Consider the following 24,843-nt stretch of genomic DNA (forward strand, 5'->3'; position numbering starts at 1 on the left):
CTGATTATTCGATACGACCTGGTTTTTCGTTACAAACTGATCGTATCGACACAAACTAATTGTTCGATACAACCTGAATCCACTGCGATCGCCAAGCCGGCGCTTCGAATGGGTCTGGCCAAAACTCAGTTTGCTTTTGAATTAAGCCATCAACAACCGTGTGAAAGGTGATCACTCGGTCTTTCAATACACTGTCTGTAACCGAAACGTCCGTTACTACCGTATCACCTTCACAGACAATTGAATTGAGCGTGAACTCCCAAACACCATTGGCTGGGTATTCAGCATTGATTGCTGTGAAGTTGTCCCGCCCTACCGTCAATTCAGACGACTGCGGCCAATAGCCTTCAAAATCTGTGGCTAGCCATTCACTCGCCTTTGCAAAATCATTACTGCGCATTGCATCCCAAAATCCTAATACCACTTGTTTTGGTGTCATTATTCTTCCTTAAAATCGTTCAGTTATAACGAATTTTCATACATAGCTATTTATGGACGTGAAGACATCGCTTTAAGCATGCTTAAACTATATACCTCTATGTATACTTACCGATGATCGTTAAAAGATCATCGACATGGTTAGCAATATAATCGGGCTTGGTTTGCCAATTTTCAGGTTTCGATCGGCTATAACCGGCAGCCACCGCAATCACTTTTGCGTTGTTACCCAATGCTGCTTCAATATTGCGAGCAAACTGTGTGTCCGCTTCATGGTCACCGATGTACATCAAACAAAGCTCGTTAGACTGATCGGCGCCAAATATGTTCTCAACACACTTCATGCCGCCAAACGGATGCGGTTTTTGATTACCATTCGATACATCGTCATAGCCAACTACTGACTTAAACAACTCACCGATACCGTAGCTATCGAGTACCGTTCGAATATTCAATTGAGAGTTTTGCGAGCAAATCCCATGAGGAAGGTGCGCGAACTGACTGATCACGGTTTCCATTCCCTCAAACAAGGCTACGGGAGTTTGATTTTGCTCTTGATGCTCTGCCCACATACCACCAGCGATCAACATTTCATCATGAGACATCCCATAATAGTCAACATACAAGGCTTGCCAGTTTTTAGCACCGTGGTTAGCTTCACGATAAAGCGCTTCGCTAAGCAAATATTTAGGTAAGTTGTCGCCTGACAAGTGTGGCGCAACTAAAGAGATAATGTCTTTGGTGATTGCGATATTCTTTGGAACGGAGTTGACTAAGGTTCCATCGTAATCCCACAGGATGGCATCTAACTTCATGGTGTATCTCGTTGTTTAAATTGACGATTTCAATTTATCACTTGAAACCCTATTGAGGGAAATCTTATTGTCTTGAATTTCGAAATTTGTCTAATAGGAGCAAAGCTAGAGAACAAACCGTTACTAGCAAACAAAAACCAAACAGCCTTTGCTCACATAACCGCTTTATCAATTGCAATATATCAGTATAATCCCCCGCTCTATAACGCTATCCAGCATTGGAAGAGCGTCATCCAAAATTTTAATGAGTACCCAATGTCGAAACTATTTTTCAAAGGCCGTATTGAAACAAGACAAAATCACGTTCTTGCAGGCTACAACGTAAACCGCGATGTTAAAGTGGGTACTGAAGAGTCACCAGTCAATGTAACGGTTCAAACTGACGCTCGCAAAACTGAAGTTGAAGCAATCGCTGCTGAACATTCAATCTTCGTGACTGTATCTGTGGATGCAGAGAAAGAAGAAAACACACTTGAGTTCGACACGTTGCTAAACAAGCCAAAAACAATGACGTTCGAAAAAACACCTAACCGTAACGATCCATGTTCTTGCGGTAGCGGTAAGAAATACAAGAAATGTTGTGCATAAGCACTTCTGATTCATGCTACTCATAGTGTGATTAAGATGATTGATTAAAACGGGCAGATCACCACGATCTGCCCGTTTTTTTTATGTCCAGAGTTGCTCATTTGGAAATATATTAGCTTTTAGAGAACATTAGCTTTTAGAGAAAAATAGCTTTTGCTCAACCATGATAAATCAACCAACATGCAGGTGAACTATTGGGTTATTTCGCTTTAGCCACTGTCGCTTCTGACAACTTACTTAGTACACCCGATATTTTTTGAATCACTTTGTCACAGCCATTGATCGCGTGACGCTCTACCAAGTAATTAGGATCGTTGTAAGACAACCATACTTTCTTATTGGAATCTTCCGTGACTAACACCTTCTGCGGTAAATCTATCGCGACTTCTTGAGCACATTGCATTAATGGTGTCCCTACTTTCGGGTTACCAAAGATGATGACTTCGGTTGGTCTCAATTCAAGATCGACCTTACTCGCGTTTTTCTGATGGTCGATTCTCGCAAACAAGGTCAATCCTTTGCTTTTGGCGATTTCTTCAAAGCGGTCAGCGGTCTCTTTCACTGAGTAATTACTTTGATATTTAATCAAACCATCAGAAGCCGTAGCTGAAAATGATGCCGAGAGTAAAATGGCGCATAGTGGTAGTAATTTTTTCATCGTCACCTCTGAGATTTAACCTAATCAAACTTACATTCGTAGCGCCACTTCTAAAATCAGCGACGTAACCCATGTCAGTATAGACACGTTTCCATTCTCAATTTGCAGAGAGGATCACTTTTCTAATGCGTCTTATTATCAGCAGTTGAGATAGGAATTGTTTCAAAAGCTAAACACATGATCAGTGCCACGACTTAGTCCCACACTTTTCACACTGGTATTCGTAATCACTGTCGACATAAAAACCGGGAACATTATGGTCACCTTTAAACAATAACGTCATCAGGTACTCCATCAACACGCCTAGTTTCCATTGTTTCTTTTCAGATTCCGCTTCCGCTTTAGATTGAGCATCGGAAGCGTTAACAGCAAGGTGCGGGGTAAGTGCGTTGCACTGCTCACAGTGATAAGGGTGTTTAATATATTTATTATTAAGCATTTATATAAGCCATCTAGCATTTATAAAGTTGACGAATACTAACAACTTATCACTCGGTTCTCGAACTCATTGTTGTCCTTTAGAGTTTTATTAGAAAGAAATGAGACACGAGATAATACCATGTGCCATGTATCTACTTTTATTGGCATTGCGCAGAACAAAAAGAGTAACCGTGTATCGTTTGAAATTTAGTTAAGCGCTTTAATTAGAACCGTGTATTTCCACAGGTTTGCTTCATCTTCTCCGAGCTCGATACTTGCTTCCCCACCCTCTTTATCAAGAATAAAAACAGGCATCTGTCCGCTAGACTCTCCATTTTCATAATCGCATGACATTTTGGCTTCCAGTAGAATAGCGTTAGCTTCATGCTTAGAAAGAACACCCGAATAAACGCATTCTTCAGTTTGAGATGAGACTTCCTGTCCGAAAGAGTCGAACTTAAAGGTTGGGAAGTTGAGTTTTGATTCAGAATCCTCGACAGTGATCGACACTTGGTAATCGATAGCTTCAATATTGTTATCGGTTGCAAATACACAACCGGAAACGCCAAGTAACAATACAGCTAAAGCAGTGGTTTTCATGTGGTTCTTATTCCTTCAACAATGGGCTTGCTACTCTGAAGTAACACTATGAATTCCCGGGTTTAATTTAAACGTTGTTAGGTGAAACTTGTTTGCCATTACTTGGCAAGATAGCTAACTTTTACTTTAATAGCCCTTTGTCCGCAGCACCTTCAAGTTGCACTTCTAGTTCTTTCCATAGAGCACGACTGCCTTTAGAGATACGCTCGCCATTAAAGGTCAGTACTTTGTCTTTGGATATGTTGTGCTTCTTCCAGCTGTGACCATCACCATGGATGTTATGAAGCAAAGGTGGCACTCTATCGATCGCCTTACCAAATCTGGCTTCCGGTGACTCACCCGCTTCGAACTCAAGCCATAAATCCAAATACTCGGTTCTTAAATGGCTTGGCAATGATTTCAGCAAGCGCTCAACACAGTCTCTCTCTTTGAGTTTGTTTTCTTCGGTTTCACTGGCATAAATGATGGTGTCTCCTGCATCGATTTCCCCAAGGTCATGTATCAGTAACATCTTCATCACTCGCGTAATATCGATTTGTTCATTGGCATAGTCTTTCAACATAAGAGCGCTCAAACAGACGTGCCAACTGTGCTCAGCGGAGTTTTCATATCGATCCAATCCAACTGGTTTTGTCTGTCGATGAACATCCTTTAATTGTTCAATTTCGACCATGAATTTCAGAATGCCTTTGATTTCTTCCACGATGAGCTTCCTTTAATTGAGCTTGAGCAACACACGAATGAGCCTTAGCTTATCTACCTGTTAGCCATAGGGTGTTCAGGGTTTAACTGAAGGAGATCCCACAAGTTACCGTAAAGATCTTCAAACACAGCAACGGTACCGTAGCCTTGCTCTTTAGGCTCTCGGACAAAGTTAATGCCCAAAGACGTCATGCGCTCGTAATCACGCCAGAAATCATCGGTGTTTAAGAATAGGAATACGCGTCCGCCAGTTTGGTTGCCGATGAAATCGTATTGCTCTGGCTTGGAAGCTCTAGCAAGTAACAGGCTCACACCTGTTGAATTTGGTGGAGCAACAACAACCCAGCGTTTATCTTCTTCTGGTAGATACGTGTCTTCGATGAGATCAAACTTAAGCTTGTTTACATAGAAATCAAGCGCTTCATCGTAGTCTTTTACCACGAGTGCAATGTGGACAATATTCTGTTTCATAACATACCTTGTTGGGGTTTTAGCTGCGTGGAATGATGCCATGAAGCAAGCAAAGACACTAGGTGTTCACGCTTAGTTTGGTGTTATGGCTAAACCATTCCAAAAAGTACTCATGTTTTAGTTGCTAGCAAAGCACCGCAAGTCGCCAAAAAGCCACCTGATAATCTGTTCAATAGCATCTTTGCTGAGCGCCCTTGAAATACAAAACGAGCTTTAGAGGCAGTGCAAGCATAGAGACTCAATACTCCACCTACAGCTACAGTTGAAATCACCAAAATCATCATCACATCTGTTGTGGTAAATGTTTTTAGGTCTATGAATGCGGGAAAGAAACCCATGTAAAACAAAATCGCCTTTGGGTTTGAAACTGTCATCAATAAGCCGATAGTCACGCTTGAGGCTTTCGTTCCTTGCTCCGAAGATGTACTCGTTGATTCACTAACATCTGACGTCCATGTTGTGTAAGCCAACCAAAACAAATAGGTAACGCCTACATATTTAATTACCTTAGCAAATTCACCCATTGCGCTAGCTAAAGCTGATAAACCAGACAAAGCTAAGAATATAAAAATGTAATCCGCGATTAGTACGCCAAGCACCACTAACAAGCCTTGTTTCCAACCAAAGCTTAGAGACCTCGACAGAACTGCGAGAACGCTGGGTCCCGGTATGGCTGCAGATAGTAACATCGCAACAAATAGAGCTATTCCTGATGTAATTGACATGATCCCTCCCTAGATCGTTTGTCGTTCGACAATTAACCTATTTATGTGACTAAACGATTTGACCGCGCATAATAAATTGCGGGCCTGCTGCGCCACCTAAATACTGTTCATTGGTATCTTCGAAGCTGCCTTTCTTATAACAGTTGAATGCTGCGGGATTTTTGCAATTCACGGTTAAGTAAATCAACTCATACGCTGAGTAATTCGCTTTTAAATATGGAAACAAAGCTTTGACCGTGCCCGTTCCTAAACCTTTACCTTGCTGGTTTTTATCAAGCACAAAAGCTCTTAAGCCAATACTTCCTTCAGGGCAGAATTCGTAGTGCTCTGCGTAAGCGATATCCAGCTTAAAGAAACCAACAACTTCGTTATCAGACTTAATCACGTGCAAGTGCGTCGTTTCACTGCCGTCTAATAAAAACTCTGCAGCTGTACCAGCGAACTTAACCTGTTCATCGGCGAGTTGGATGGCCTGAACTAACGCCACATGTGATTCTTGAAGCCTTTCAATAGTTATCATTGTTGTTCCTTCTGTATAACACGCACGAAAAACCGACTAGAGCTCATCGCTAGTATCTCGAGAACCGTAGATTGGGAAGTTGATATTAAGAACGTTATCGTCCTCAAGCGTGAATAGAACACTTCCATTCTCTACACCAGTTTCGTTCCTATCTGAACAACCTAGAAACAGCTCCCAATCAAACGAGTATTGAAGTCGGTATTGATTCGCATTGATGTGTAGAACGCCTTTGATGTTAATTCCGTTCACCACGTGCGCCATATCATCGATGTATGACAGATCAGGGATTAACTTTTCTTCAAAATCACTCTTATGCTCTGTTAAGAAATTGAGCAGCTCAGAACATAACTCGGAACCTTGAATCAATGGTTTAGACAGACTAAAAAACAACATTTCTAAATACTCCAAGGATTGTTTTGATATTGGGAAGATGCGTGCGAACCTGTTACAAATTAACGCTCAGCCAACACTAACCTTTAAGGCTAAACGTTACTATTATCCGAGCTATTAAACGAGTACATTCGAACTTCATCTCGAGGAAACCAGCCCAATTTTTCGTAAAACTGTTGAGCGTTGATGTTGTCGTTATAGACAAACAAGTGGGTCTTCGGGATGCCTAACCCTGCAAGTGCGTTGACCGCCTCTGCGACAAGCTTACAACCTAACTTTTGTCCTCTAAAGTTGGCCGAGACAGCTAAATGTTGTAAATACCCACGACGTCCATCCGTTCCTACTAACACAGCGCCAATGATCTCGTTGTTACTTTCAGCCACAAAACTCAGGCCAGGGTTACGATCTAAATAGCTCGCAATGCTTTCTTTCGAATCGGCATCGCGAATACTCATGCCTTCTGTCTGGCACCACAACGCGATCACTGAGTCGTAGTCTGAAATTGCCATTTCCCGAATGTTGACCACTCTACTCTCCTTGTTTATACGGGTACTTAGTTAGCCGTGTTTCTCGTAATAAATGAGTAGCTAATAATACTTATGTGTTAACGAATATCTTGGCAGAACCTAAAGAGATAACCGTCAGGAGTTTGAACGATGAACTGCTTCTGAGTCGCGATCGAACCCCCACATTGATAAGACTTCGACTCTAACGCTAAGTAAATAGAATCAGCGGCGCTTTCGTTAACTCTCTGATAAAGTGGTTCGATATCGATAACATCCCATTGAAAGTTAACGCCACGCCCTAAAGGAAATTCCAGGTCACCTGAAAGCCATTTTCGACTTTTGCCCGCAATCCCTTCAAGCATCACATCAACACCATCAAGCGTTAGATAAACAAACTCTTCATCTGGGCGCTCGTATTTCACTTCAAATCCCAACACATCGACAAAGAAGGATTGGCTCACATTAATATCGAAACAATAAAGCTCTGGAACTACTCGTAATGTCATCATTGATCCTTTAGTCATTCAATTAAATATATGAGGAGAATCTGTTTTACTAAGCTAGCTTCCCAAGGATGACCGGATCGCTCAACAGATTCGTCAGAGGAAGAAACAATGGCTCAGGTAACTCATCGAGCTTAAACCATTTCCACTGCTTACATTTATCAGGTTCTGTTATCTCTGGTTCGCCGCTAGCGTCAGAAGCAACAACAAACAGCGTTTTATAGTGCTTGTTCTCTTTCTCAAAAATATCATTGGTAAAAGAAAGCTTCTCAAATGCACTAACAACTAAACCAGTCTCTTCGAGTGTTTCGCGTTTGGCACACTCTTCGATACTTTCACCCCACTCAAGGTGTCCGCCCGGCGTTGCCCACGTATGAGCCCCATGAGAACCAATTCGTTCTCCAAGTAGTACTCGTCCTTCACGTAGAATAACCGCAGCGACACCTACTCTTACTTCCTGACTCACTTAAAACTCCTTAATTCTTACCAAGTGACAAACGTACAGCTAAGGTTTGACCAACGCTACACATGAATACGCCGACCTGTCGGCATTGCTTCCAAACGCTCGCCTAATACTTCTTTCAACAGGCCATAAGCTTTCTTGCCTGTGCAGTGCCCTGTATACAGTTTATCAATGGGGTATTGAGACAACGTCAATCCAAGATCTCTAATGTCTTGCTTTGTGCCACCAATACTATTCAATAATGGTAACCCCACTAGATGAAAGCCCCCGATAACGGCTTTTATTCTCGCTCCTGGGAACATAGCAACCGCTGTTTCAACCATATTGAGAACGCCACTATGCGCACAACCAGTAAATATAACTAAACCGTCTGACTCTTTAACCACTAACAGTAATTCATGATCAAATGAGTCGCGCTCCTGTCGATTCTTCGACTGTGTATAAAGGTATTTATTACCCTTAGGTTGTTCGTGTTTCACGCTAATATCTGTGATAGCAAAGACATTTGGGGCGATCTCAGTCGTACGATTAACGAAGACTAACCGCTCGTTGCTGTTTTCTAGTAAGTCCGGATTGATCCCGACATCACTTTTGAAACCGAAAGCCCGGAAATGATAGCTTTTCTGTTCGCAATTTTTCAGAAACACTTTGGCTTTAGAGTTATGAGCAACAAAATCAGCGGTGCCATTACAATGATCATGATGCCTGTGCGATATGACAGCGATGTCTACATCTTTGATATCAATACCCAGTAATGGTGCGTTTTGACAAAACGTATCGCCACTTCCCATATCGAACAAGATCTTTAGCGATTCAGTTTCAATATGCAGTGATAGTCCGCGCTCAACGGCTAGATCTTTCCTATTATCCAGTCGAGAGTTATCAACCAGCGTCGTTATTTTCATAGTTCTCTTTTTATGTGATCACGAATCGTACATTGTCCAACGGAAATAAGGTCTTTGACCATCCATTCGCTCAACCTCTGCACCCAACCTTTTGTAGAACTCATGCGCTTTCTTATTATGTGGACTTGCCGTCCATGAGATGTGAGAGGCATATGATGACTCCGCTTGTGACTTTAAAGCCAACATAAGTTCACGGCCATACCCTTTTGATCTTTGATTTCCTGTAACCAATAGGTCGTCAAGCCAGATTGATGGCTCTCCACTGAAGGATGAATATCGATAGTGATACAGTGCGAAGCCAAAAGGCTCACAATTCCGTTCCAATATTAATGCATGAGCAAATGCGTAATCACCAAATAATGTGCGTTCGATTTTCTCTATAGTTGTCGAGATTTCGCCACTAAACCCTTTCATACTCCGGTCAAAGTCAGCTTTTTGTTCAATAAACTCTAACAAGACACTTGAGTCTTCTTTCGTCGCAGTCCGTACGATCACTCTCTTCTCCATGGATGAATTTATTCGTTGTCGCCTAACGCCTGTTAATTGATGAAAATGCCACGCGTTACAAATCAACTTGTAGCACTACTTAAGTTTTTTGTTTCGCAGACGTTATTGCTTGCGCTATTTTAGCCCTATGACTCGTTTCCCACTCAGCGAGTGTTAATGAAGCTTCGTCACTTGCTTTCTTTGAAGCCATTAAAAACACTTCGTCTTTCTTTGATTTAGGAATAACGACAATACCTTCTGCATCAGCAACAATGATATCTCCCGTAGAGACCTTTGCTCCCCCGCAAGTGATCGGAGCGCCCAATTCAGAATAGATCTCTTTCTTTCCCGGTACTGGATGAACACCTTTCGCAAAAACTGGAAACTTCATATCTGAAATTTCAGTCAAATCTCGAATGACACCATCAATAATAAAACCTTTGATACCTCGACTCTTAGCGACTGCGCATACATTACCGCCGGCTACTGCATATTCGCTATCAACTCCATCCACTACAATGATGGAACCTTCTGGTGCTTCGTATATGGCTGAATGAAGCATTAAATTATCACCAGACGTTAGCTGGACAGTAAACGCTTCTCCACAAATTCGTGGCATTCCCTGCCAAAGAGGACCAATACTAAAATTAATAAAGTGGTCGTTACTTAGTATGTTTCCGTAATCGGTTGTCGCAAGTTTTGAAAAGTCTGACTTCATATTTTCACTCCATGTTTGAACTAATCCTCACGCCAAACAAAGGTGTGACGCACGCTTGTCATTCAATGATATAGAGCTAACTCAAAGATAACGTTGACCTCGGACTCAGCTCTACAAAAAGATCTATTCCTGCGACTCGGTAGCTTCATATCTGTTACGAAAGGAAATTATTGTGACGCTACCGATTAACTTAAGTACAGACGCCGGAGAGACTAAACTCAACTAAAAGTAACTAGGGTTGGTAATTAGAAATAAGCACTCAACTATATGTAATTTTCAATATATTCACTAATTGACTCAGTAGCCTCAAACGAAGAACTAATTGGTAATTTTAGATTCAGTTGTTCAATACCAACGGCCATAGAGCCATTTTCTGACTCAAACTCTTCCCAACGGATCTTTCTTACTTTTGTTACAGCTTTTGCAGCTAGTAAGAGTCGAGCGAACTCTGCAGGACTATAGCCTTGCGTCTCAGCAATAAAATGCTGCTTTTCTAAGGTTCGGCCTTGCGCCAAAAGTAGATAGAACTTCGCAATGTCGTAGACATGAACATATTGGTTATAGCCTATAGACGGCACACCTACTTGAATCGTTTGGCTAGCGAAAGATTCTACAATTCGTTTTAGCTGACAATCCTCACCGCCATAAACCAAACTAGGACAGTAGACGACGTGCCACCTGTTTCTAATAGCGCTATGTATCGTTTCTACGTCTAATCTAACGGCGTCTAAGGGTTTCAGTCTAAACTGTCTCAAATCAGCGCTAGATGCGTTGCCAAAAAGCCAAACACCTGATGTATGTATCTTTGTTGCGCCTTTAGCGGCAAGTAGGTCTAACTCAGAGAGCAATTTCTGCTCCACATCGGCTATTTCATGTGCGGAGAATTGTGACCAATGTGGACGCGCACAATTCACAACCACGTCAAAGAAGCCTTCAAAGTCAGCTCTATCTTCTATTAACCCCACTATAGGAGGTATGACGACTTTGTCTCTACCGTATGTAAAAACTTCAAAGCCACTTTTTGTGAATAGCGATGTAACGTGACGACCAATGTATCCACTAGCCCCCGCAATTAATACTTTCGTTATTCCCTTATTCTCTCCATTACACATAACCAATGACATGCATCTCCCTTTGAAGAAACATTCTTCAATATACGATCAGCCAATACACTCTTAGCATTTATGTGTTGATCAAGCTAACAAGCCCCTTTGATTCCAAAAAGTATTGTGTGGTGAGTAGTTAGATATCAACCTTTTCTGTGTGCCTTGCTTTCAATTTTATGCCCAACTTAATGTGGGCTTTGGGTTGAACCATTGGCTCTAAGCCAAACTGCTTTCTTGTATTATTCAATAACAAAGGCGGTAACTTTTCTTCACAGTACATGGCGTATTTTTCAAAGTACAGCCTCGAGTATGCACCATCAGCGATATCAAAAGGTTCATCAAGTTGAAGTCGCTTATGTTTAACCCAACCTTCGAGTGAGTACCAACATGATAGATATAAAGGCCCCCAAAGATTCAGAAAATGCTTTTTTGATACCAAATCATGAGTAGCAAAGTACCCCATTCTCTGCAACGCGACACTTACAGCTTGAGCTGCTTGTAGTTCTTCTTTGCTCCATGTCGATACATAATCCACACTAACGTCACTAGTTACCTGACTATAAGGCTCTCTTTTGTAAGCGTCTGTCACCAACCTAATCGCAGGTTTTAATGCTGACATCTCTTCCATCGCCCAATTCAACAATTCGGCGTTACGACTTCGGGTCGATTCCTCAATAGATTTCGAACCTTGTTTCAGTCCAACCAGTAAGACGAAAGTTAAAATAACCATGACCATGTCCATTACACCGGAGACACCACTCCAATCAAACTCATGGAGCTTTACGGTCACTTCTTTTGAAATGTCTATTGCTGATGAAATTGTTAGAAATAAAGACGCAACAAACACCGATAGTAAGACAATGTTTAATATTATTTTTCTCATAACCTTCGTCCAAAAATTTTGTATATCAAATCAATACTTTGCTAAATAGTAACCTAAGTAATTACCAACATTAAGTAACTCTTTTTACCAGTCAAAAACCGTACGTAGTTGATGCCAAAAATGGTGAGCTATACTTATAAGAGAACATGGTTCACTCAGATAAGCATAATTGGATAGACGAGTTATCGCCGCTTTAAGTGGCTGACATAGCAACCACCTAACCTCAACCATTGTACCGAAAACACTAAAGTTGATTCGAACTGGAAATGCCAATCGTTTAGCATCATGCTGATATAGATAATAAGCGCTTGTTATGTGCTTTCTATTGAGGGCTATCTCCTGGGTTATCACGATACCAGGCTTCGAGCAGTTCCCGACCATAGATAACTTCTGTTTGCATATGCATATAAAGAAGGAATACAGCCAATAGAAAACTAACGCCGTTCAACCACCTTAATGCTTGTTTACGCTCTGCATCATAGAAAAACATACTGACACCAACAAGGCAGAAAGGATAACAACCTATAAGAAGTAACAACCAGCCAAGGTAGCTTGATATTGCCATATCTGTCATTTCTGCCCCCCTGAGAGCCGTTAGAAAACTCAGTGTACTTTAGAGTAACCATTCAACTATTAGCAGTTCACACAATCGAGTTTCGAGTCACTTCAAATTGGGGGTTGATGCAGAGACGTTAAGCGTGAGCAACACCTAACCGAAACCATTACACCGCAAACACAAAACTCGACCGAAACTAAAAAATGCCGAGCGTTGTGAATTAGTCTTAAGCTAATAAAAACTAAGTGCTACTCTCCACTTTCAAAGTGGGCAAATACTTCTGCGCCAGTCATATTTTGTGTTTCATTTTTAAATTCGTAGTATTCGGGCTTTTCATCGATAAATATCTGATGAGTTAATTTGTAGTCATCCCCAGACATCAATAAACCGACAGGAAGGTGATACTGATTATTCGGCACCAAAAAGTAAAACAAGTGAGTACCACATTTACCGCAGAACCCTCTCTCAGCCCACTCGGATGACTTATATCTCACTACATTTGATTCACCTGATATTTTAACTGAGTCAGCACAATCAATGACTAACATCGGCCCGCCAGACCAATTTCTACACATACTACAATGACAAGCCCCAATTCATTACTGGCGTACTCTACTTCCAACTCAACTGAGCCACATAGGCACTTTCCTTTACCTTTCATGAATCCTCCAATCTTTGCAATGTGTGTAAAATGAATAGCAGATAACGTTTTTTATACCGATGACGTAATAAGAAAAGGCTATTTTTTGTTTTCCTTATCCGACAAATACACGGCATACTTTTTAGAGATCCAGTTATGAATATGAAGCCCTGTTTTACGAACAAGATACCAATCTATAGCAACTAAAATCACCAAACCGATTACAGTTCCCATTATAAAACCTCCATGCTCATTGAATTGTCACTCTAGCAAATAGGACAGAAAAGCACCGTGAACCTAGACATACTATCAATGCAAGTTGGATGAATCAGCGCGACCTGATGTTTTCAGCCACACGCCACAGCACACCACTTGGGTCAGTGATACAAAACTCAAGCATTCCCCAAGGCTGTTCAACAACCTCGGAAACGGTAACTTCAAATTCCGACACTACATTAGAGTTCTGGATGTGTTGATACCAACTTTTTACGTCTTCAACCAGCAAGTGCATCATGTAATTGTGACAGTGCGCAGGTTCATAAAAGTTTTGCAAAAGGAAGGCGCAACTTCCGTGTCGTAGATAGGCGATATCGTGAAATTCAGACATCACTTCGAAGCCGATTGACTGGTAAAAACGCTTAGATAAATCGAAGTCTTTCGCCGGTACGAAAGACTTAATTTCTGAGACTTTTAGGTTTTCCATCCTAGATCCTTATAGTGTTGATATACTGGTGCTGACACCCTTAACGCTTTAAGTGGTTACAGCGTTTATTCAAAGTCTTGCTGAAATGAGTCGACCTCGGCTTTAGTTAGATAACGCCACTTACCTACTTCAACATCTAAACGTACATCTCCAATCTGTTCACGATGTAGGCCAACAACTCGATTCCCTACCGCAGCAAACATTCGTTTTACTTGATGAAACTTACCTTCTGTAATGGTCAACAGCACTTCTTTACTGGTAATCACTTCGAGCACTGCCGGACGCGTCAGTTTTTGTTCACCCTGCAATTGAATGCCCGCTTTGAACTTGTCAGCGACATCGCCCTTGATATCTCGTGACAACGTCACGCGATACATCTTCTTACATGACTTGGTTGGCAGCGTGATATTGAATGACCATCGCCCATCATCGGTAATCAAAACTAAGCCTGTAGTGTCTGCATCTAAGCGCCCAGCGATGTGTAGTTCTGATGCTTTTTCTATCTCGATGTAGTTGAACAGTGAAGGATAAACTTCATCGATATTAGAGCAGATAGTATCCGCAGGCTTGTGCATTAGGAGGTATCGAAATTCTCGCAACTTAAGCGGAGTGCCATTTAACAAGATGGTGTTGCTTTCATGAACCTGAGTCGATTCATCGGTGACTGTTTCACAGTTTACGTTCACCTCGCCATTATGGATGCGTTCAATCGCTTCAGGCTTGGTTAGGTCAGTGCTTTTACATAGATATTTATCAAGGCGCATTAATCGTCGGCACCACATTTAGCACAAGGCTTGTAAGTTCGTTCACCTTGCTCGATAACCACATAGTCACCAACGCACTTGTCACATAAAGCGAGCTTTGGGTAAGCCTCTTTTTGTTTCTTTGCGTTAATGTTGCCTTCGGTGGTGTATACGGTTCTCATTTTGATGCCTTTGCTTGAATAACGTGAGAGGCGCAAATTGTATCACTGTTTACATCTTGGATTGGAGTGGTGGTTCATAGATAAATTGATTTTAAGTACCGCTATTCCAAGTTCCCGCCCCGTAACGGCTTAACCATGAACAACAAAATCAACGTGCCACGCCTATCAATGGTAAAATGATAAAAGCTCACCAACTTATGAAGTCGATAATGAAAGATTGTAATCAATGCGGAAAATGCTGTATCAAATACGGAGATGGTGACCTTGCCGCAACGCAAGAAGAGATTGATTTGTGGGAGTTGTTCAACCCAGACATCTTTGAGTATGTTCGAGGAAGCGAGATCTGGTTCGACCCTGAATCTGGTGAACGTTTAACTCGCTGCCCTTTTCTGGAGCTAGTTCCGACGAAAGACACCAAGGCTCAAGCCAAGTACACATGCAGCATCTACTTAGACCGACCAGAAGATTGCAGACACTATCCAAGCCTGATTAATGAGATGGTACGAGATGAGTGTGAAATGATTGAGGTGGTGGATTTACAAGACACGAAGAAAGCTCAAAGGAAACTCGACCTGTTGATGAAAGACAGCCGCCCTTCAAGCTATTCGTAAGCGATGATCTTTTGAAGATCAATCTTCAGCGTTAGCTAATAGCCGCTAAAACCTTAAGCCAAATACTGGTTCGCTTCTAACCAATCAAGCGCAACCAGTGCTGCCAATGAACATACCGCTCTGTCGTTGCCATCAACAAACTTAAGCTCTTCGATTTCGGCATCTGGAGACAGTTCGCCAGTATAATCAGCAAGATAGCAAGTCAATTGCACTGATACGCCTTCCGCTTTGCCATCAGCTTGGCCTGTAAACGTCTCAACGTATTTGATTGAATCAGGCATTAAATCTACTGAGATCTCTTCTTTTATTTCGCGAACCAGTGCTTGCTCGTCACTTTCGCCAGCTTCACGCTTACCACCCGGTAGATAGAACAGTTCTTTGCCTTTTGATCTGACCATCAACAGCTTACCGTCTTTGATGAATATCCAAGCCAGCTTATCAATTACCTTATTCATGTTCTTAGACCTTGTTATTTAAACAATTTGTTATTTCCGCACACTAACGAACTTTAAACCGTTAAACAATAACGAATGTGAACAAGTAGCAAAGAAAACAAAAATGCCGATTGAAGTTGCTATAAGTGGAATTCCAAACGGCACAACTAGTCGCTTAACGCTAACTTAGTTAAAAGCAACTGAACGATGCTTACATCGGTAAACATCAGCGGAAATTGAAGTCGGATTTGACCCGTCTGTCGCTATAATATTCGTAATATGGTTGCGATTTCCACCTCGCATAAATACTTCATTGGCTAGCTCTGTGTACACTGACTTAGGATTAGTTTCTTGCACTACGTGGCTGCCAATAACGTTACAAGCTGTGTTTTCAATCTCAGCAAAAGCAATAGGCTTAACTTCATGAGCACCTGGCAATAATTGAACTACTCCCGATGGCTTCACTTGATATGAAGTCGTCGGACAAAGATAAAATTCTGCAACTACACTGCTTGGTCGTCCACGGCGAGTATCAAGCACATCCGCTATTCGATAACGATTTCCGCCGGACATATATGCTTGGTTTTTGAGAGCCGGAATCACGTTATTTGGATGGGAATCTTCAAGTGTATAAGTATCGATCATTGTACAATTTAAGTTATGTACAGCAATTTCAGATATCTGGCCGACAGACATGGCTTCTTTCATAACAGGAATTTTTCGCGTTACACAAGCATTCAACGCAACTAAAGCAATAAGAGCTACAACAACTTTATTCATATTAATTTATTCAAAAAAAGAACGCATAGTACAAACGTAAACTGTTGCTTTGAAACAATATATTTGTATCGTTACGACTAAAATAGCCAATCATAAGCTATAGAACCGTGACGGTTAACCACAACATCTCAACCATCACGTTAATCACTCGTAATAATCAAACCGCTAATCGACTAGCCACTTAAGCGCTGAGTCATGGTCTTCGAATGACTTAATCTCACCAGACACAAACCAGCTCCCTACTTTTGAAGCGAATTCTTGCCAGCTTTTATCACCATAAATCGCGATTTTGTCTATCTTAGAATTGAGCTCTAATCCAAGTTTGAAATCATCCCAAGCAGCACGCAACTCCCAACCCGTTAAGGTGGAGATGTCGACCAGCATCTTGAGTTCAGATGAATCGAGTTCTTCTAGCGTGGTATTTAGAATTGGCATCATTGCTTGATAATCATCATGTGTGAGTTTGCCTTTCGCTTTGAACACAACGATAGTTTCACCGCTAACACGTTCAATTCCAACCGATATCCCGTGACGTTCGATACTCATAACCTAGCCCTCATAGTAGAAACTAGAGTTAGCTTAGAGGATTAAATAACAAAGAGATGAGAGGTTGGCGTCAAAACAGACATGCATCCAAACAAGTTTTAAATACTGACATTTTAACAGCGCTTAGTCGCAACAACCGAATAAGTGTGCCAATGCTTCATCCTACCCAGCGACGTGAGTGCTTGTTCGTCTCGCTCATGGAATCGTACCATCTCAAAGTCGTTGAATAAGCTAAGTACTTTGGCTTTTGTTAACGGCGTTGTTGGGGTTCGATAGCCATGTGCCCAACTGTCATCGACGCCCATGAAATCGCCCGCGAACACGCCTCCCACTTCAAGACAGTTTTCAATATTGTGCCAAACCTCGTCAAAACGGGTTGGATCAGCAAAAAACAGACTCGAATTGGCAATCACTACGCCAGATTTCGGGTAATCATAGTGTTCAAATCCACTTTCAGATATCTCGACCAAAGATTTGCGACCAAAACGATCCCGACATAGTGCAATCGAATCAGGATTAACGTCGAAGCCATACACTTGATACGCTTGCTGTTCTAAAAAGGCGATGTCACTACCTGTTCCACAACCACAATCAATCGCAACATTTAAGCCTGACTCATTCAGTTTAATTGCGTACTCAGTTCTCTTTAAATGAGGTTTGCTTAGTGCCTTTTGGTAATACTGACGCCAGATCTCAGAGTGATCATCCATGGTACTTCTCCAACAGTTCGCTTAGGGATTGAACTTGCATGACATTCGGATGCTCTGACTTAATTTCAGTACCTTCCGTGTTCAACCACACCGCTTTCAAACCCGCTTCAAGTGCTGGGTAAATGTCTTTGTCTAAGGTGTCACCCACCATGGTGATATCTTGTGGTGCAACACCGAGTTTGGAAATGATGGCAGGATAAAAGCCCGAATCGAACTTAGAAAAGCCAATGCTCGCCTTACAAAAGTAACCCAATATATATTGAGGAAGGCCAACACGCTCAAAGGCTCGAATGATGTCGTCTTTACTGGAATCACCAGCGTTGGTGGCAACATAAACTTGTTGAGTTTTCGATAGATCAGCAAGTAATGCGCGAGCACCACTCACTTCTTGTACGGTTTCCCAGTCACACATCTTCCCTTGTGCGTCTGGGAAATCGACCATCAGCGTATTGCCCCAGTCGAATAAGACTATTTCTGTTAATTCGATTAGCTTTGTCATCTTGCCTCCTGCATTTTTATAGGCCATCTCTTTGATAGGACAGAATGTTGTCGAAAGCGATATCGAAGTAGAGTTCGTAGCTATTTTGTTCAACATAGCCCAAATGCGGTGTCGCAGTGACATTTGCTAAGGACAATAGCGGTTCGATGTCTGTAGTTACTGGCTCACAATCGAACACATCAATAGCGGCTGTTTTGGTCGGTATCTCGCGTAGTTCATGATAGAGAGCCATCGGTTCGACTAACTCGGCACGGCTGATGTTCACAAACAGTGAGTTCGGCTTCATCAAGCTAAGGTCGCGTGCCGTAACACATTCTCTGGTGACATCATTCAAACGCAAATGCAAAGAAAGCACATCAACTTCTCGAAAGAAATCTTGTTTGGTTGTTGCTGCTTTGAAGCCATCTGTTTGTGCTTGATCGCGTGAAACTTGGCTCCCCCACACTACGACAGACATCCCAAATGCTTGGGCATATTGTGCAATGCATTTGCCGATCTTGCCGTAGCCCCAAATACCAAGCTTCAAGCCCTTCAAAGTTCGACCTAGCCCTAACGAGCCAGAATCCTGCCACTGGTTTTGTTTAAGGTTTGACGCGTAAGTAGGAATGTGGCGCGATGCAGCCATAATCAGCGCCCAGCATAGCTCGGAAGGCGCAACAGGCGAGCCTCGACCTTCTAAAACGGTAACACCAAATCGTTCGCACATTTGCGGGTCGATATGGTTGCTCACTTTGCCCGTCTGGCTAATCAGCTTGAGGTTGGGGAGTTGTGATAACAAAGATTCGGTGATCTCGGTTCTTTCACGAATGAGCACAATGGCTTCAAACGAGACCAACTTAGCGACGAGCTCTTGCTCTGAGTAAGTCTCGGTATATACCGTGACATCGTATTGTTCGAGTTTGTTGAAGCAATCGAGGTCTTTAACGACGTTCTGGTAGTCATCCAATATCGCTATCTTCACATCACTCTCCTTGTGATTGTTAATCTTCTGGCTTTGTTCAAATGAAGACTAAGGTGCCATGCCTTTCGATTCAACACGGCACGCGCTAGGACTTCACTATTGATAAACCACTTTGAAACGCTCCAACATAAGTAGCATGTCTTCACTTGGTGAGATCTTAAGCTCTTCACATTCACGAGAGAAGAAGTTCCAGTGAGCTTCTCTCCACCATTCGAGTGATTTGTCACCCTCGCCTTCTGCGGCAGCAAACTCAGCGGTCACTTCGTTGTATTTGCACGACGACACCGACGTGATCTCAACAATACATACGGGCTTACCATCCCAATCGGTGACGACTTGCAAGTGACCAACTATGGGTCTCGTCTCGCCTTCATGGGTATACCAGTGTTCAAGGCCGCAGGACGCCTGTTTTTCACCTTTTAATATCAACTGTGCGCAGAGGTTAGCGTTGTACTCGTCGGCGCAGTAATAATCAGCACTAAAGGAGGTGTATTGCGAGGCAACGTCTGCTGGCAATGTGTTGAGGTAGTTATCAAGATAAGCTTTGCTTCTTTCTTCCATGATCTTTCCAAATTCAATATTAGGTTGAGCCGATAAATACTTATAGATTAAGCATCTGGCTGCATTGGGAGTAACCTATCAAGTCAGGTTATTACTGTAAACCGAGTGAATATCAAAATGTGGGCTGAGAAAGAAGAATATTGGTGGGAATGTTTGTCAATAGATACCAAATAAAACAGAAGCAGGATATACCTGCCTCTGTTGTTTATTAGTATGACGTTGTCCAGTTAATGAACTATTGAAGCCACTCAAGATCCACATTGCAAGACGATTACACGCTCAGTTTTCGCCCACTACCCATACCCACCAGCATTCTTTCGAAGTCACAACACATAACCAATTGTGATGTTAAATCTATTGTTCAGTTTATTTATCCAACATCGATGTTTACGTATCGTACAACCTCAAGCAATGCAGCAGCCCTACAGCGTTAAGTACGTTAGGCCAGCGACTAGTGGGATTGGTTAGCCACACATTGCCTTTACGAAATTAAATAACGTTAGGAAATATCATGAACAAATCACTTATCGCACTCGTTCTTACTGCTGTTTTAGCAGGTTGTTCATCTGGCAGTGGTTCTGAACCGGCACAACCTCAATTTGATGGTGACTATGGTTTCGAAAACATTGACCCAGGTTTTGGAAACGGCGACTCTGATAGTGATGTCGACAATGGGTTTGATAATATCGACCCTGGATATGGCAAAGATGATTCAAAAAACATTGCTGATACCATTGAACAAGCTGATCTAGGCTTCGTTTACATCCCAGATATCGGTGATGTACCATTTTTTAATAAAGACACAGGTGAAGTTCATATAAGCGCCGTAAAACAACGTTCTGATGATCACGAAACGCTATACAGCATCTACGTGGATGATAAGCGTGTTGGTGAAATCATCATTCGTGATAACTATGTCAAAGTTAGCTCTGGAGACAAGATGATCTCAGGTGAGCAGAAGTCTTATCTTGATACTGAACATACCTTTTGGACTATTCGAGGTACGAACGGCAATGTAGTTGGTGACTTTAAGCGTCTCGACGATGGTGTTTGGGTGTTCCGTGAAGAAATGAACCGTGAAACATTTGTGGTTAAGTATCACGACGGTCAGTGGAACTTCATCCCTGTCGCAGACATTAAAAACAAGGTTAAAGACAACTTGCCGTCGCAAGCACAAGCCACCAAAGTGCGAGCAAAAATGCAGGTTAATAAGCAACGTACTTTGAAGTAATACTTATCACCAATCCCATATCAAAAAGGCATCCTCAAATCCAAGAGGATGCCGATCAAGCATCAACCAAGAATACATAACTAAAAAGCTCAAGGAAGGTCCGGACTAGGTTACTAATTTACTGGCATTCAGTACTTTGAATTCGCCGATATTTTGTATACATAAGCGAGAGATCCAATGACCATCAAAAAGTTCCCCCTTCTGACATTAGCCGCTGTCTTGCTGTTCACTATGTCTAACGCACAAGCCAATGAACAAAACCAAGAAGAAACTGCGATAACATTTGGCCTATCGGCTGAACGTGGGTGGAGAGATTGGTCTGCTTCTTACATCAAGTATCGTGGCCCGGGAAGCATAGGTTATGGCATCGAGTTTACTCGCTCGGCTTATAACGAAGATGAAGAATCGTACGAATACAAGCAACACGACAACGAATATCAGTTTCACGCCCCTATTGGTATCACCGAAAACTTGTACATCACCCCAGGTTACGGGATTAAGCGTACCCATATGGACATCACTTTAGATAACCGTGAGTTCTCTGATAGCTCAACCAAACAAGTCGGTGGCTTAGACGCAACCTATATTATGGACAGTGGCTTTGTTGTGACCGCAGGTTTTGATAAAGCAGAAGGTGAAGACGTCGAGTTTTCGATTGGTGCAGGTATCGCTTGGTAAAGTCGACTCAAGGAATCATACGCAAACAAAAAGGGCCTAGATTTCTCTAGACCCTTCTATATAAACAGCGTTTTGTACTCGACATTCTCGAGTTACACGAAGTGATTAATCTTCGATGTAGAAAGCTTCTACTGTGCCTTTAAGAGTAATAAGCATTGGCTGGCCAAAACGGTCTAGCGCTTTAGGAGAAGGGATCTTAACCCAACCTTCGCTGATGCAGTATTCTTCAACATCAGTACGCTCTTTACCATTTAGACGAATGCCGATTGGGTATTCGAAACACTCAGCCACGTGGTGTGGGCTGCGTGGGTTACCTGCAAGATGATCTGGTAAAGCTGGTCTTGAATTAGTATCGCTCATGTTCATTACCTGTATGTACGTAAATAAAAAAAGTGCGTCATTCTAGTCAATATAGGCTTGGTGCTCAACAACTGGTGCAATAAATCGTAGAGATCGTTTTAATCAACAGCGAGTTGTTTGATTTAAAGGCGATATAGGCATGAGTTTCAACGAAAATTTAACAGAGTTATGCATTGTTAATAAGAAGAAAAATGATGAACTTAATAAAAGCACCCAGCCCACAAGCTGAGTGCTTATTAGTCAGTCTTACCAGTCGTACGTTACACTTGCAATGACGTTACGACGATCACCGTAGAAACAGTAGTAATCACACGTCGCAACGTACTCTTTGTCTGCTAAGTTTTTCGCTGCAACTTGGAACTTATAGTCTTCAATACGATAGCTCAATGTTGCGTCAAACAATGTGTAAGAAGACACTTTGTTCGTCTCAGTGTTGTCGGCGTAAGAATCACCAACATAACGAGCACCCGCACCAATCGTTAAGCCATCTAATGGACCATTTAGGAAACGATAGTTTGCCCAAGCAGAAGCCAGTTGGTCAGCAATTTGTGACGGCGTATTTCCTACATTGCTGCTTGTCGCATCTTCAGTTATTTCGGAATCAATGAATGATACGTTACCAATCAAGGTTAATGTTTCAGTTACGTTTGCGACAGCTTCTAACTCAAGGCCGCGGTTACGAACTTCACCAATTTGGGTTAGTTGACCGGCAACCTGACGCGCTAAGTTTTCTTTCGAGACTTCAAACGCTGCAATGTTGAAATAACCGTCGAAGCTACGCGGTTGGTATTTCAAGCCCACTTCGTATTGCTCGCCACGTTCTGGTTTCGCTGGGTCACCATTTTGATCAAGCTGAATGATTGGATTAAACGACTGCGCATAGCTCGCATAAGGTGTAAAGCCACTATCCATCAGGTAAGCAACACCGAAGTTGGTTGTCCACTCTTCGTTATCAACCTTAGTTTTAGCACCTGTCGTCGTGTTATGAGTCTTGTTTTGAGAATCGTCGTAACGAACACCGATTTGTACTGCCCACTTATCCGCAATCATCATTTGGTCTTGTAAATAAAGGCCTAATTGATTATTTTTCGTTTTAGTGGTTTGACGATCTGATTCATCAAGTGGCGCAAACGTTGTTGGATTCAACAAAGCTACATTTGTGCTGTATGACGGGTCAAACACGTTAAATATTGGGTTCGGTATATTTCCTACACCCGGCACAGGCAAAAGACTGTTTCCGTCACCAATGATTGGATCAGCAGCGTAATCTTTACTATCAATATCGATGCTCTGGTAATCAATACCAGTCAACAAGGTGTGTTCTACCGAACCCGTTGTAAATTTATGGATCAAACGATTATCGATATTAAACGCATCGGATGTCCCCTCTTCCGTCGATGCTTGTCGGATAATAGAAGAACGGGTTGGATCGTAAGGTGCTAGAGCTGTGTCACCAATATACCGCGAGTAATACATTTGACGTAGGTTTATGTCCATTTGGCTGTAACGAACGTTTTGCATTAAGTAGGTACGGTCATTAAAGTGATGTTCAAATTCATAACCTATCGAGATTTGTTCACGCTCAAACGTCTCCCAATCTGTATTTCCCAATGCCCGGCTATCACTGATTTTTCCATTTGGATTTGACGTTAGCGTCCCTTCCATCGGTAAGAATTGTAGGTATGGGTCAGAGTCATCCTTTTGGTAACTAGTTAGCACCGTAATTTTAGTATCGTCTGTAAACTTGTAAGCCAGAGAAGGAGCGATAAAAATGCGTTCAGCTTCTACACCATCGACACGGGTACCATTTTTACGACCAAGCGCTTGCAGGCGAAACGCCATTTTATCGTTAACTTCAGAGTTCACATCTAAGCTAATTTGCTTTCGATCATCAGTACCGTATTCGATAGCAAACTTACCCGAGCCACCATCAAACTGTGGACGCTTACTGATTACGTTAATAACACCACCTGGAGGAGTTTGGCCATATAGCGCTGATCCTGGACCACGCAAGATTTCTACTCGTTCCAAGCCAAACGGGTCGATTTGCCAGCTGTAAAAGCCCGATGAATACAAACGCGTTCCGTCTTGATATAAACCACTGTTAGCTTGCTTAAAGCCGCGGATAACAAACCAATCTTGCTTGTTGTCTTCACCAAAATAGTTCGCTTGGATACTAGGCGTGTACTGTAATGCATCGGCAATACTGATTGACGCTCGGTCGTCCATCTGTTCACGAGTAACAATAGAAATTGCACGTGGTGTCTCACCTATCGCAACGTCTGTTTTTGTTGCTGTTCGACTGCTTAATCCTACGTAACTAAAATCAGGACCTACTGAGCTGTCTTCAAGTTGCTGTCCAATAACAACAACGGTTTCATCTTCGTTAGCTTGAGCCATTCCTGACGATATAACTAAAGCGACCGCAAGTGCTGTTGGGGTACGCATAAAGTGCCGATTCATATATTTCTCCTTCAATACGGCTATGAACCAATTGCAAAAAAGAACAAATGATTTTTACTTTTAAATCATTTGTTCTTGAACCTAACTAGGCTCTTAAAAACTCACGCGACAACACTTTCTAGTGCTTGGTGCGCTTGAGCTAAACGCCCTTTACTCAACTCAATAAGATTGCCGTTATCCATTTTTAGAATACGTTCAGCTTCTTCGTTGAAATGACCAACTAGTTATTGTTGTGATTATCATTATCAATAAAGAAAGAGACAATTCCGTATAAACCAAGCACGACAA

36 protein-coding genes and 1 pseudogene are annotated in these 24,843 nt (G+C 42.1%); 4 read left to right on the forward strand and 33 right to left on the reverse strand.

Annotated elements, in window-relative coordinates; all coding sequences use genetic code 11:
* Positions 1-55: 55 nt before the first annotated feature.
* Both ACED53_RS02520 and ACED53_RS02525 read right to left on the reverse strand, forming a co-directional pair.
* Positions 56-439 (reverse strand): nuclear transport factor 2 family protein, encoded by a 384-nt coding sequence (locus tag ACED53_RS02520; RefSeq protein ID WP_017099902.1) that lies wholly within the window; start codon positions 437-439, stop codon positions 56-58.
* Between the two features lie 97 nt (positions 440-536).
* Positions 537-1,253: an HAD family hydrolase gene (locus tag ACED53_RS02525; RefSeq protein ID WP_017099901.1), complete on the reverse strand. Its 717-nt coding sequence runs from the start codon at positions 1,251-1,253 to the stop codon at positions 537-539.
* A 255-nt stretch (positions 1,254-1,508) separates the two neighbouring features.
* Here ACED53_RS02525 and ACED53_RS02530 point away from each other — a divergent pair, with 255 nt between their 5' ends.
* The gene (locus tag ACED53_RS02530; RefSeq protein WP_009846816.1) at positions 1,509-1,841 is read left to right on the forward strand and encodes a PBPRA1643 family SWIM/SEC-C metal-binding motif protein; all 333 of its coding nucleotides are present in this window, start codon (positions 1,509-1,511) and stop codon (positions 1,839-1,841) included.
* A gap of 199 nt (positions 1,842-2,040) precedes the next feature.
* Here ACED53_RS02530 and ACED53_RS02535 read toward each other — a convergent pair whose 3' ends face one another.
* From ACED53_RS02535 to ACED53_RS02640, 22 genes and pseudogenes are all read right to left on the reverse strand, one after another.
* Positions 2,041-2,499, reverse strand: a complete 459-nt coding sequence (locus ACED53_RS02535; RefSeq protein WP_009846817.1) for a DUF302 domain-containing protein — start codon at positions 2,497-2,499, stop codon at positions 2,041-2,043.
* 181 nt (positions 2,500-2,680) lie between these two features.
* On the reverse strand, positions 2,681-2,938 hold the full coding sequence (locus ACED53_RS02540) for a hypothetical protein (RefSeq protein WP_017099899.1): 258 nt from the start codon (positions 2,936-2,938) through the stop codon (positions 2,681-2,683).
* 188 nt (positions 2,939-3,126) lie between these two features.
* The gene (locus ACED53_RS02545) at positions 3,127-3,519 is read right to left on the reverse strand and encodes a hypothetical protein (protein WP_009846819.1); all 393 of its coding nucleotides are present in this window, start codon (positions 3,517-3,519) and stop codon (positions 3,127-3,129) included.
* 121 nt (positions 3,520-3,640) lie between these two features.
* Complete coding sequence (locus ACED53_RS02550) at positions 3,641-4,222, reverse strand: HD domain-containing protein (protein ID WP_017099898.1); 582 nt, start codon at positions 4,220-4,222, stop codon at positions 3,641-3,643.
* A gap of 53 nt (positions 4,223-4,275) precedes the next feature.
* Positions 4,276-4,692, reverse strand: a complete 417-nt coding sequence (locus ACED53_RS02555) for a VOC family protein (RefSeq protein ID WP_029225365.1) — start codon at positions 4,690-4,692, stop codon at positions 4,276-4,278.
* A 110-nt stretch (positions 4,693-4,802) separates the two neighbouring features.
* Positions 4,803-5,417 carry a LysE family translocator gene (locus tag ACED53_RS02560; protein ID WP_102579984.1) on the reverse strand — a complete coding sequence of 205 codons (615 nt, stop codon included), beginning with the start codon at positions 5,415-5,417 and terminating at the stop codon, positions 4,803-4,805.
* A 49-nt stretch (positions 5,418-5,466) separates the two neighbouring features.
* Entirely contained in the window at positions 5,467-5,937 is a 471-nt protein-coding gene (locus ACED53_RS02565) for a GNAT family N-acetyltransferase (protein ID WP_017099895.1), read from the reverse strand.
* Between the two features lie 36 nt (positions 5,938-5,973).
* Entirely contained in the window at positions 5,974-6,330 is a 357-nt protein-coding gene (locus ACED53_RS02570) for a hypothetical protein (RefSeq protein ID WP_032499009.1), read from the reverse strand.
* Between the two features lie 89 nt (positions 6,331-6,419).
* Positions 6,420-6,854, reverse strand: a complete 435-nt coding sequence (locus tag ACED53_RS02575; protein ID WP_017078753.1) for a GNAT family N-acetyltransferase — start codon at positions 6,852-6,854, stop codon at positions 6,420-6,422.
* 77 nt (positions 6,855-6,931) lie between these two features.
* Entirely contained in the window at positions 6,932-7,339 is a 408-nt protein-coding gene (locus tag ACED53_RS02580) for a VOC family protein (protein ID WP_009846826.1), read from the reverse strand.
* A gap of 49 nt (positions 7,340-7,388) precedes the next feature.
* Entirely contained in the window at positions 7,389-7,802 is a 414-nt protein-coding gene (locus tag ACED53_RS02585; RefSeq protein WP_017099892.1) for an NUDIX hydrolase, read from the reverse strand.
* Positions 7,803-7,858: 56 nt separating this feature from the next.
* Complete coding sequence (locus tag ACED53_RS02590; protein WP_017099891.1) at positions 7,859-8,704, reverse strand: MBL fold metallo-hydrolase; 846 nt, start codon at positions 8,702-8,704, stop codon at positions 7,859-7,861.
* 18 nt (positions 8,705-8,722) lie between these two features.
* A complete protein-coding gene (locus ACED53_RS02595) occupies positions 8,723-9,211 on the reverse strand; it encodes a GNAT family N-acetyltransferase (RefSeq protein WP_029225364.1) in 489 nt (162 codons plus the stop codon).
* 79 nt (positions 9,212-9,290) lie between these two features.
* Positions 9,291-9,908 carry an RraA family protein gene (locus tag ACED53_RS02600; protein ID WP_017099889.1) on the reverse strand — a complete coding sequence of 206 codons (618 nt, stop codon included), beginning with the start codon at positions 9,906-9,908 and terminating at the stop codon, positions 9,291-9,293.
* 263 nt (positions 9,909-10,171) lie between these two features.
* Positions 10,172-11,032: an NAD(P)-dependent oxidoreductase gene (locus ACED53_RS02605; RefSeq protein WP_017099888.1), complete on the reverse strand. Its 861-nt coding sequence runs from the start codon at positions 11,030-11,032 to the stop codon at positions 10,172-10,174.
* Between the two features lie 118 nt (positions 11,033-11,150).
* Entirely contained in the window at positions 11,151-11,897 is a 747-nt protein-coding gene (locus ACED53_RS02610) for a hypothetical protein (RefSeq protein WP_102579983.1), read from the reverse strand.
* Positions 11,898-12,219: 322 nt separating this feature from the next.
* Positions 12,220-12,471, reverse strand: a complete 252-nt coding sequence (locus ACED53_RS02615; RefSeq protein WP_009846834.1) for a hypothetical protein — start codon at positions 12,469-12,471, stop codon at positions 12,220-12,222.
* Positions 12,472-12,701: 230 nt separating this feature from the next.
* Positions 12,702-13,114 (reverse strand): annotated as a pseudogene (locus tag ACED53_RS02620) (GFA family protein).
* Positions 13,115-13,192: 78 nt separating this feature from the next.
* Complete coding sequence (locus ACED53_RS02625) at positions 13,193-13,327, reverse strand: hypothetical protein (protein ID WP_017099886.1); 135 nt, start codon at positions 13,325-13,327, stop codon at positions 13,193-13,195.
* A gap of 94 nt (positions 13,328-13,421) precedes the next feature.
* Entirely contained in the window at positions 13,422-13,796 is a 375-nt protein-coding gene (locus ACED53_RS02630; RefSeq protein ID WP_017099885.1) for a VOC family protein, read from the reverse strand.
* Between the two features lie 65 nt (positions 13,797-13,861).
* Entirely contained in the window at positions 13,862-14,560 is a 699-nt protein-coding gene (locus tag ACED53_RS02635) for a pseudouridine synthase (protein ID WP_017099884.1), read from the reverse strand.
* On the reverse strand, positions 14,560-14,721 hold the full coding sequence (locus tag ACED53_RS02640) for a hypothetical protein (protein ID WP_017059212.1): 162 nt from the start codon (positions 14,719-14,721) through the stop codon (positions 14,560-14,562). Before ACED53_RS02640 ends, ACED53_RS02635 begins: the two co-directional genes overlap by 1 nt.
* A 209-nt stretch (positions 14,722-14,930) precedes the next feature.
* Between ACED53_RS02640 and ACED53_RS02645 the strand changes: the two genes are divergently transcribed.
* On the forward strand, positions 14,931-15,332 hold the full coding sequence (locus ACED53_RS02645) for a YkgJ family cysteine cluster protein (protein WP_017065706.1): 402 nt from the start codon (positions 14,931-14,933) through the stop codon (positions 15,330-15,332).
* A gap of 53 nt (positions 15,333-15,385) precedes the next feature.
* Here the strand turns inward: ACED53_RS02645 and ACED53_RS02650 are convergent, their stop codons facing one another.
* The 7 genes from ACED53_RS02650 to ACED53_RS02680 all read right to left on the reverse strand — a co-directional run bounded on the left by ACED53_RS02650 (position 15,386) and on the right by ACED53_RS02680 (position 19,823).
* Positions 15,386-15,787: an NUDIX domain-containing protein gene (locus ACED53_RS02650; protein WP_017099883.1), complete on the reverse strand. Its 402-nt coding sequence runs from the start codon at positions 15,785-15,787 to the stop codon at positions 15,386-15,388.
* A gap of 165 nt (positions 15,788-15,952) precedes the next feature.
* Positions 15,953-16,546: a hypothetical protein gene (locus ACED53_RS02655; RefSeq protein WP_017099882.1), complete on the reverse strand. Its 594-nt coding sequence runs from the start codon at positions 16,544-16,546 to the stop codon at positions 15,953-15,955.
* A gap of 165 nt (positions 16,547-16,711) precedes the next feature.
* Positions 16,712-17,092, reverse strand: a complete 381-nt coding sequence (locus tag ACED53_RS02660; protein ID WP_017099881.1) for an STAS/SEC14 domain-containing protein — start codon at positions 17,090-17,092, stop codon at positions 16,712-16,714.
* A 113-nt stretch (positions 17,093-17,205) separates the two neighbouring features.
* The gene (locus ACED53_RS02665; protein WP_017099880.1) at positions 17,206-17,802 is read right to left on the reverse strand and encodes a class I SAM-dependent methyltransferase; all 597 of its coding nucleotides are present in this window, start codon (positions 17,800-17,802) and stop codon (positions 17,206-17,208) included.
* A complete protein-coding gene (locus ACED53_RS02670; protein ID WP_017099879.1) occupies positions 17,795-18,301 on the reverse strand; it encodes an HAD family hydrolase in 507 nt (168 codons plus the stop codon). The genes ACED53_RS02665 and ACED53_RS02670 overlap by 8 nt, the downstream gene beginning before the upstream one ends.
* A 16-nt stretch (positions 18,302-18,317) precedes the next feature.
* A complete protein-coding gene (locus tag ACED53_RS02675) occupies positions 18,318-19,262 on the reverse strand; it encodes a D-2-hydroxyacid dehydrogenase family protein (RefSeq protein WP_029225362.1) in 945 nt (314 codons plus the stop codon).
* A gap of 96 nt (positions 19,263-19,358) precedes the next feature.
* Complete coding sequence (locus ACED53_RS02680; RefSeq protein ID WP_017099878.1) at positions 19,359-19,823, reverse strand: ASCH domain-containing protein; 465 nt, start codon at positions 19,821-19,823, stop codon at positions 19,359-19,361.
* 511 nt (positions 19,824-20,334) lie between these two features.
* Between ACED53_RS02680 and ACED53_RS02685 the strand changes: the two genes are divergently transcribed.
* Both ACED53_RS02685 and ACED53_RS02690 read left to right on the forward strand, forming a co-directional pair.
* On the forward strand, positions 20,335-21,054 hold the full coding sequence (locus ACED53_RS02685; protein ID WP_017099877.1) for a membrane lipoprotein lipid attachment site-containing protein: 720 nt from the start codon (positions 20,335-20,337) through the stop codon (positions 21,052-21,054).
* A gap of 177 nt (positions 21,055-21,231) precedes the next feature.
* Positions 21,232-21,732, forward strand: a complete 501-nt coding sequence (locus tag ACED53_RS02690) for a hypothetical protein (RefSeq protein WP_017099876.1) — start codon at positions 21,232-21,234, stop codon at positions 21,730-21,732.
* 105 nt (positions 21,733-21,837) lie between these two features.
* Here ACED53_RS02690 and ACED53_RS02695 read toward each other — a convergent pair whose 3' ends face one another.
* Positions 21,838-22,092, reverse strand: a complete 255-nt coding sequence (locus tag ACED53_RS02695) for a DUF3297 family protein (protein ID WP_029223190.1) — start codon at positions 22,090-22,092, stop codon at positions 21,838-21,840.
* A 246-nt stretch (positions 22,093-22,338) separates the two neighbouring features.
* Positions 22,339-24,540 (reverse strand): TonB-dependent siderophore receptor, encoded by a 2,202-nt coding sequence (locus tag ACED53_RS02700; RefSeq protein ID WP_029225361.1) that lies wholly within the window; start codon positions 24,538-24,540, stop codon positions 22,339-22,341.
* Positions 24,541-24,843: the final 303 nt, after the last annotated feature.

Source organism: Vibrio sp. 1F169, assembly GCF_041439605.1.
Lineage (GTDB): Bacteria > Pseudomonadota > Gammaproteobacteria > Enterobacterales > Vibrionaceae > Vibrio > Vibrio tasmaniensis_A.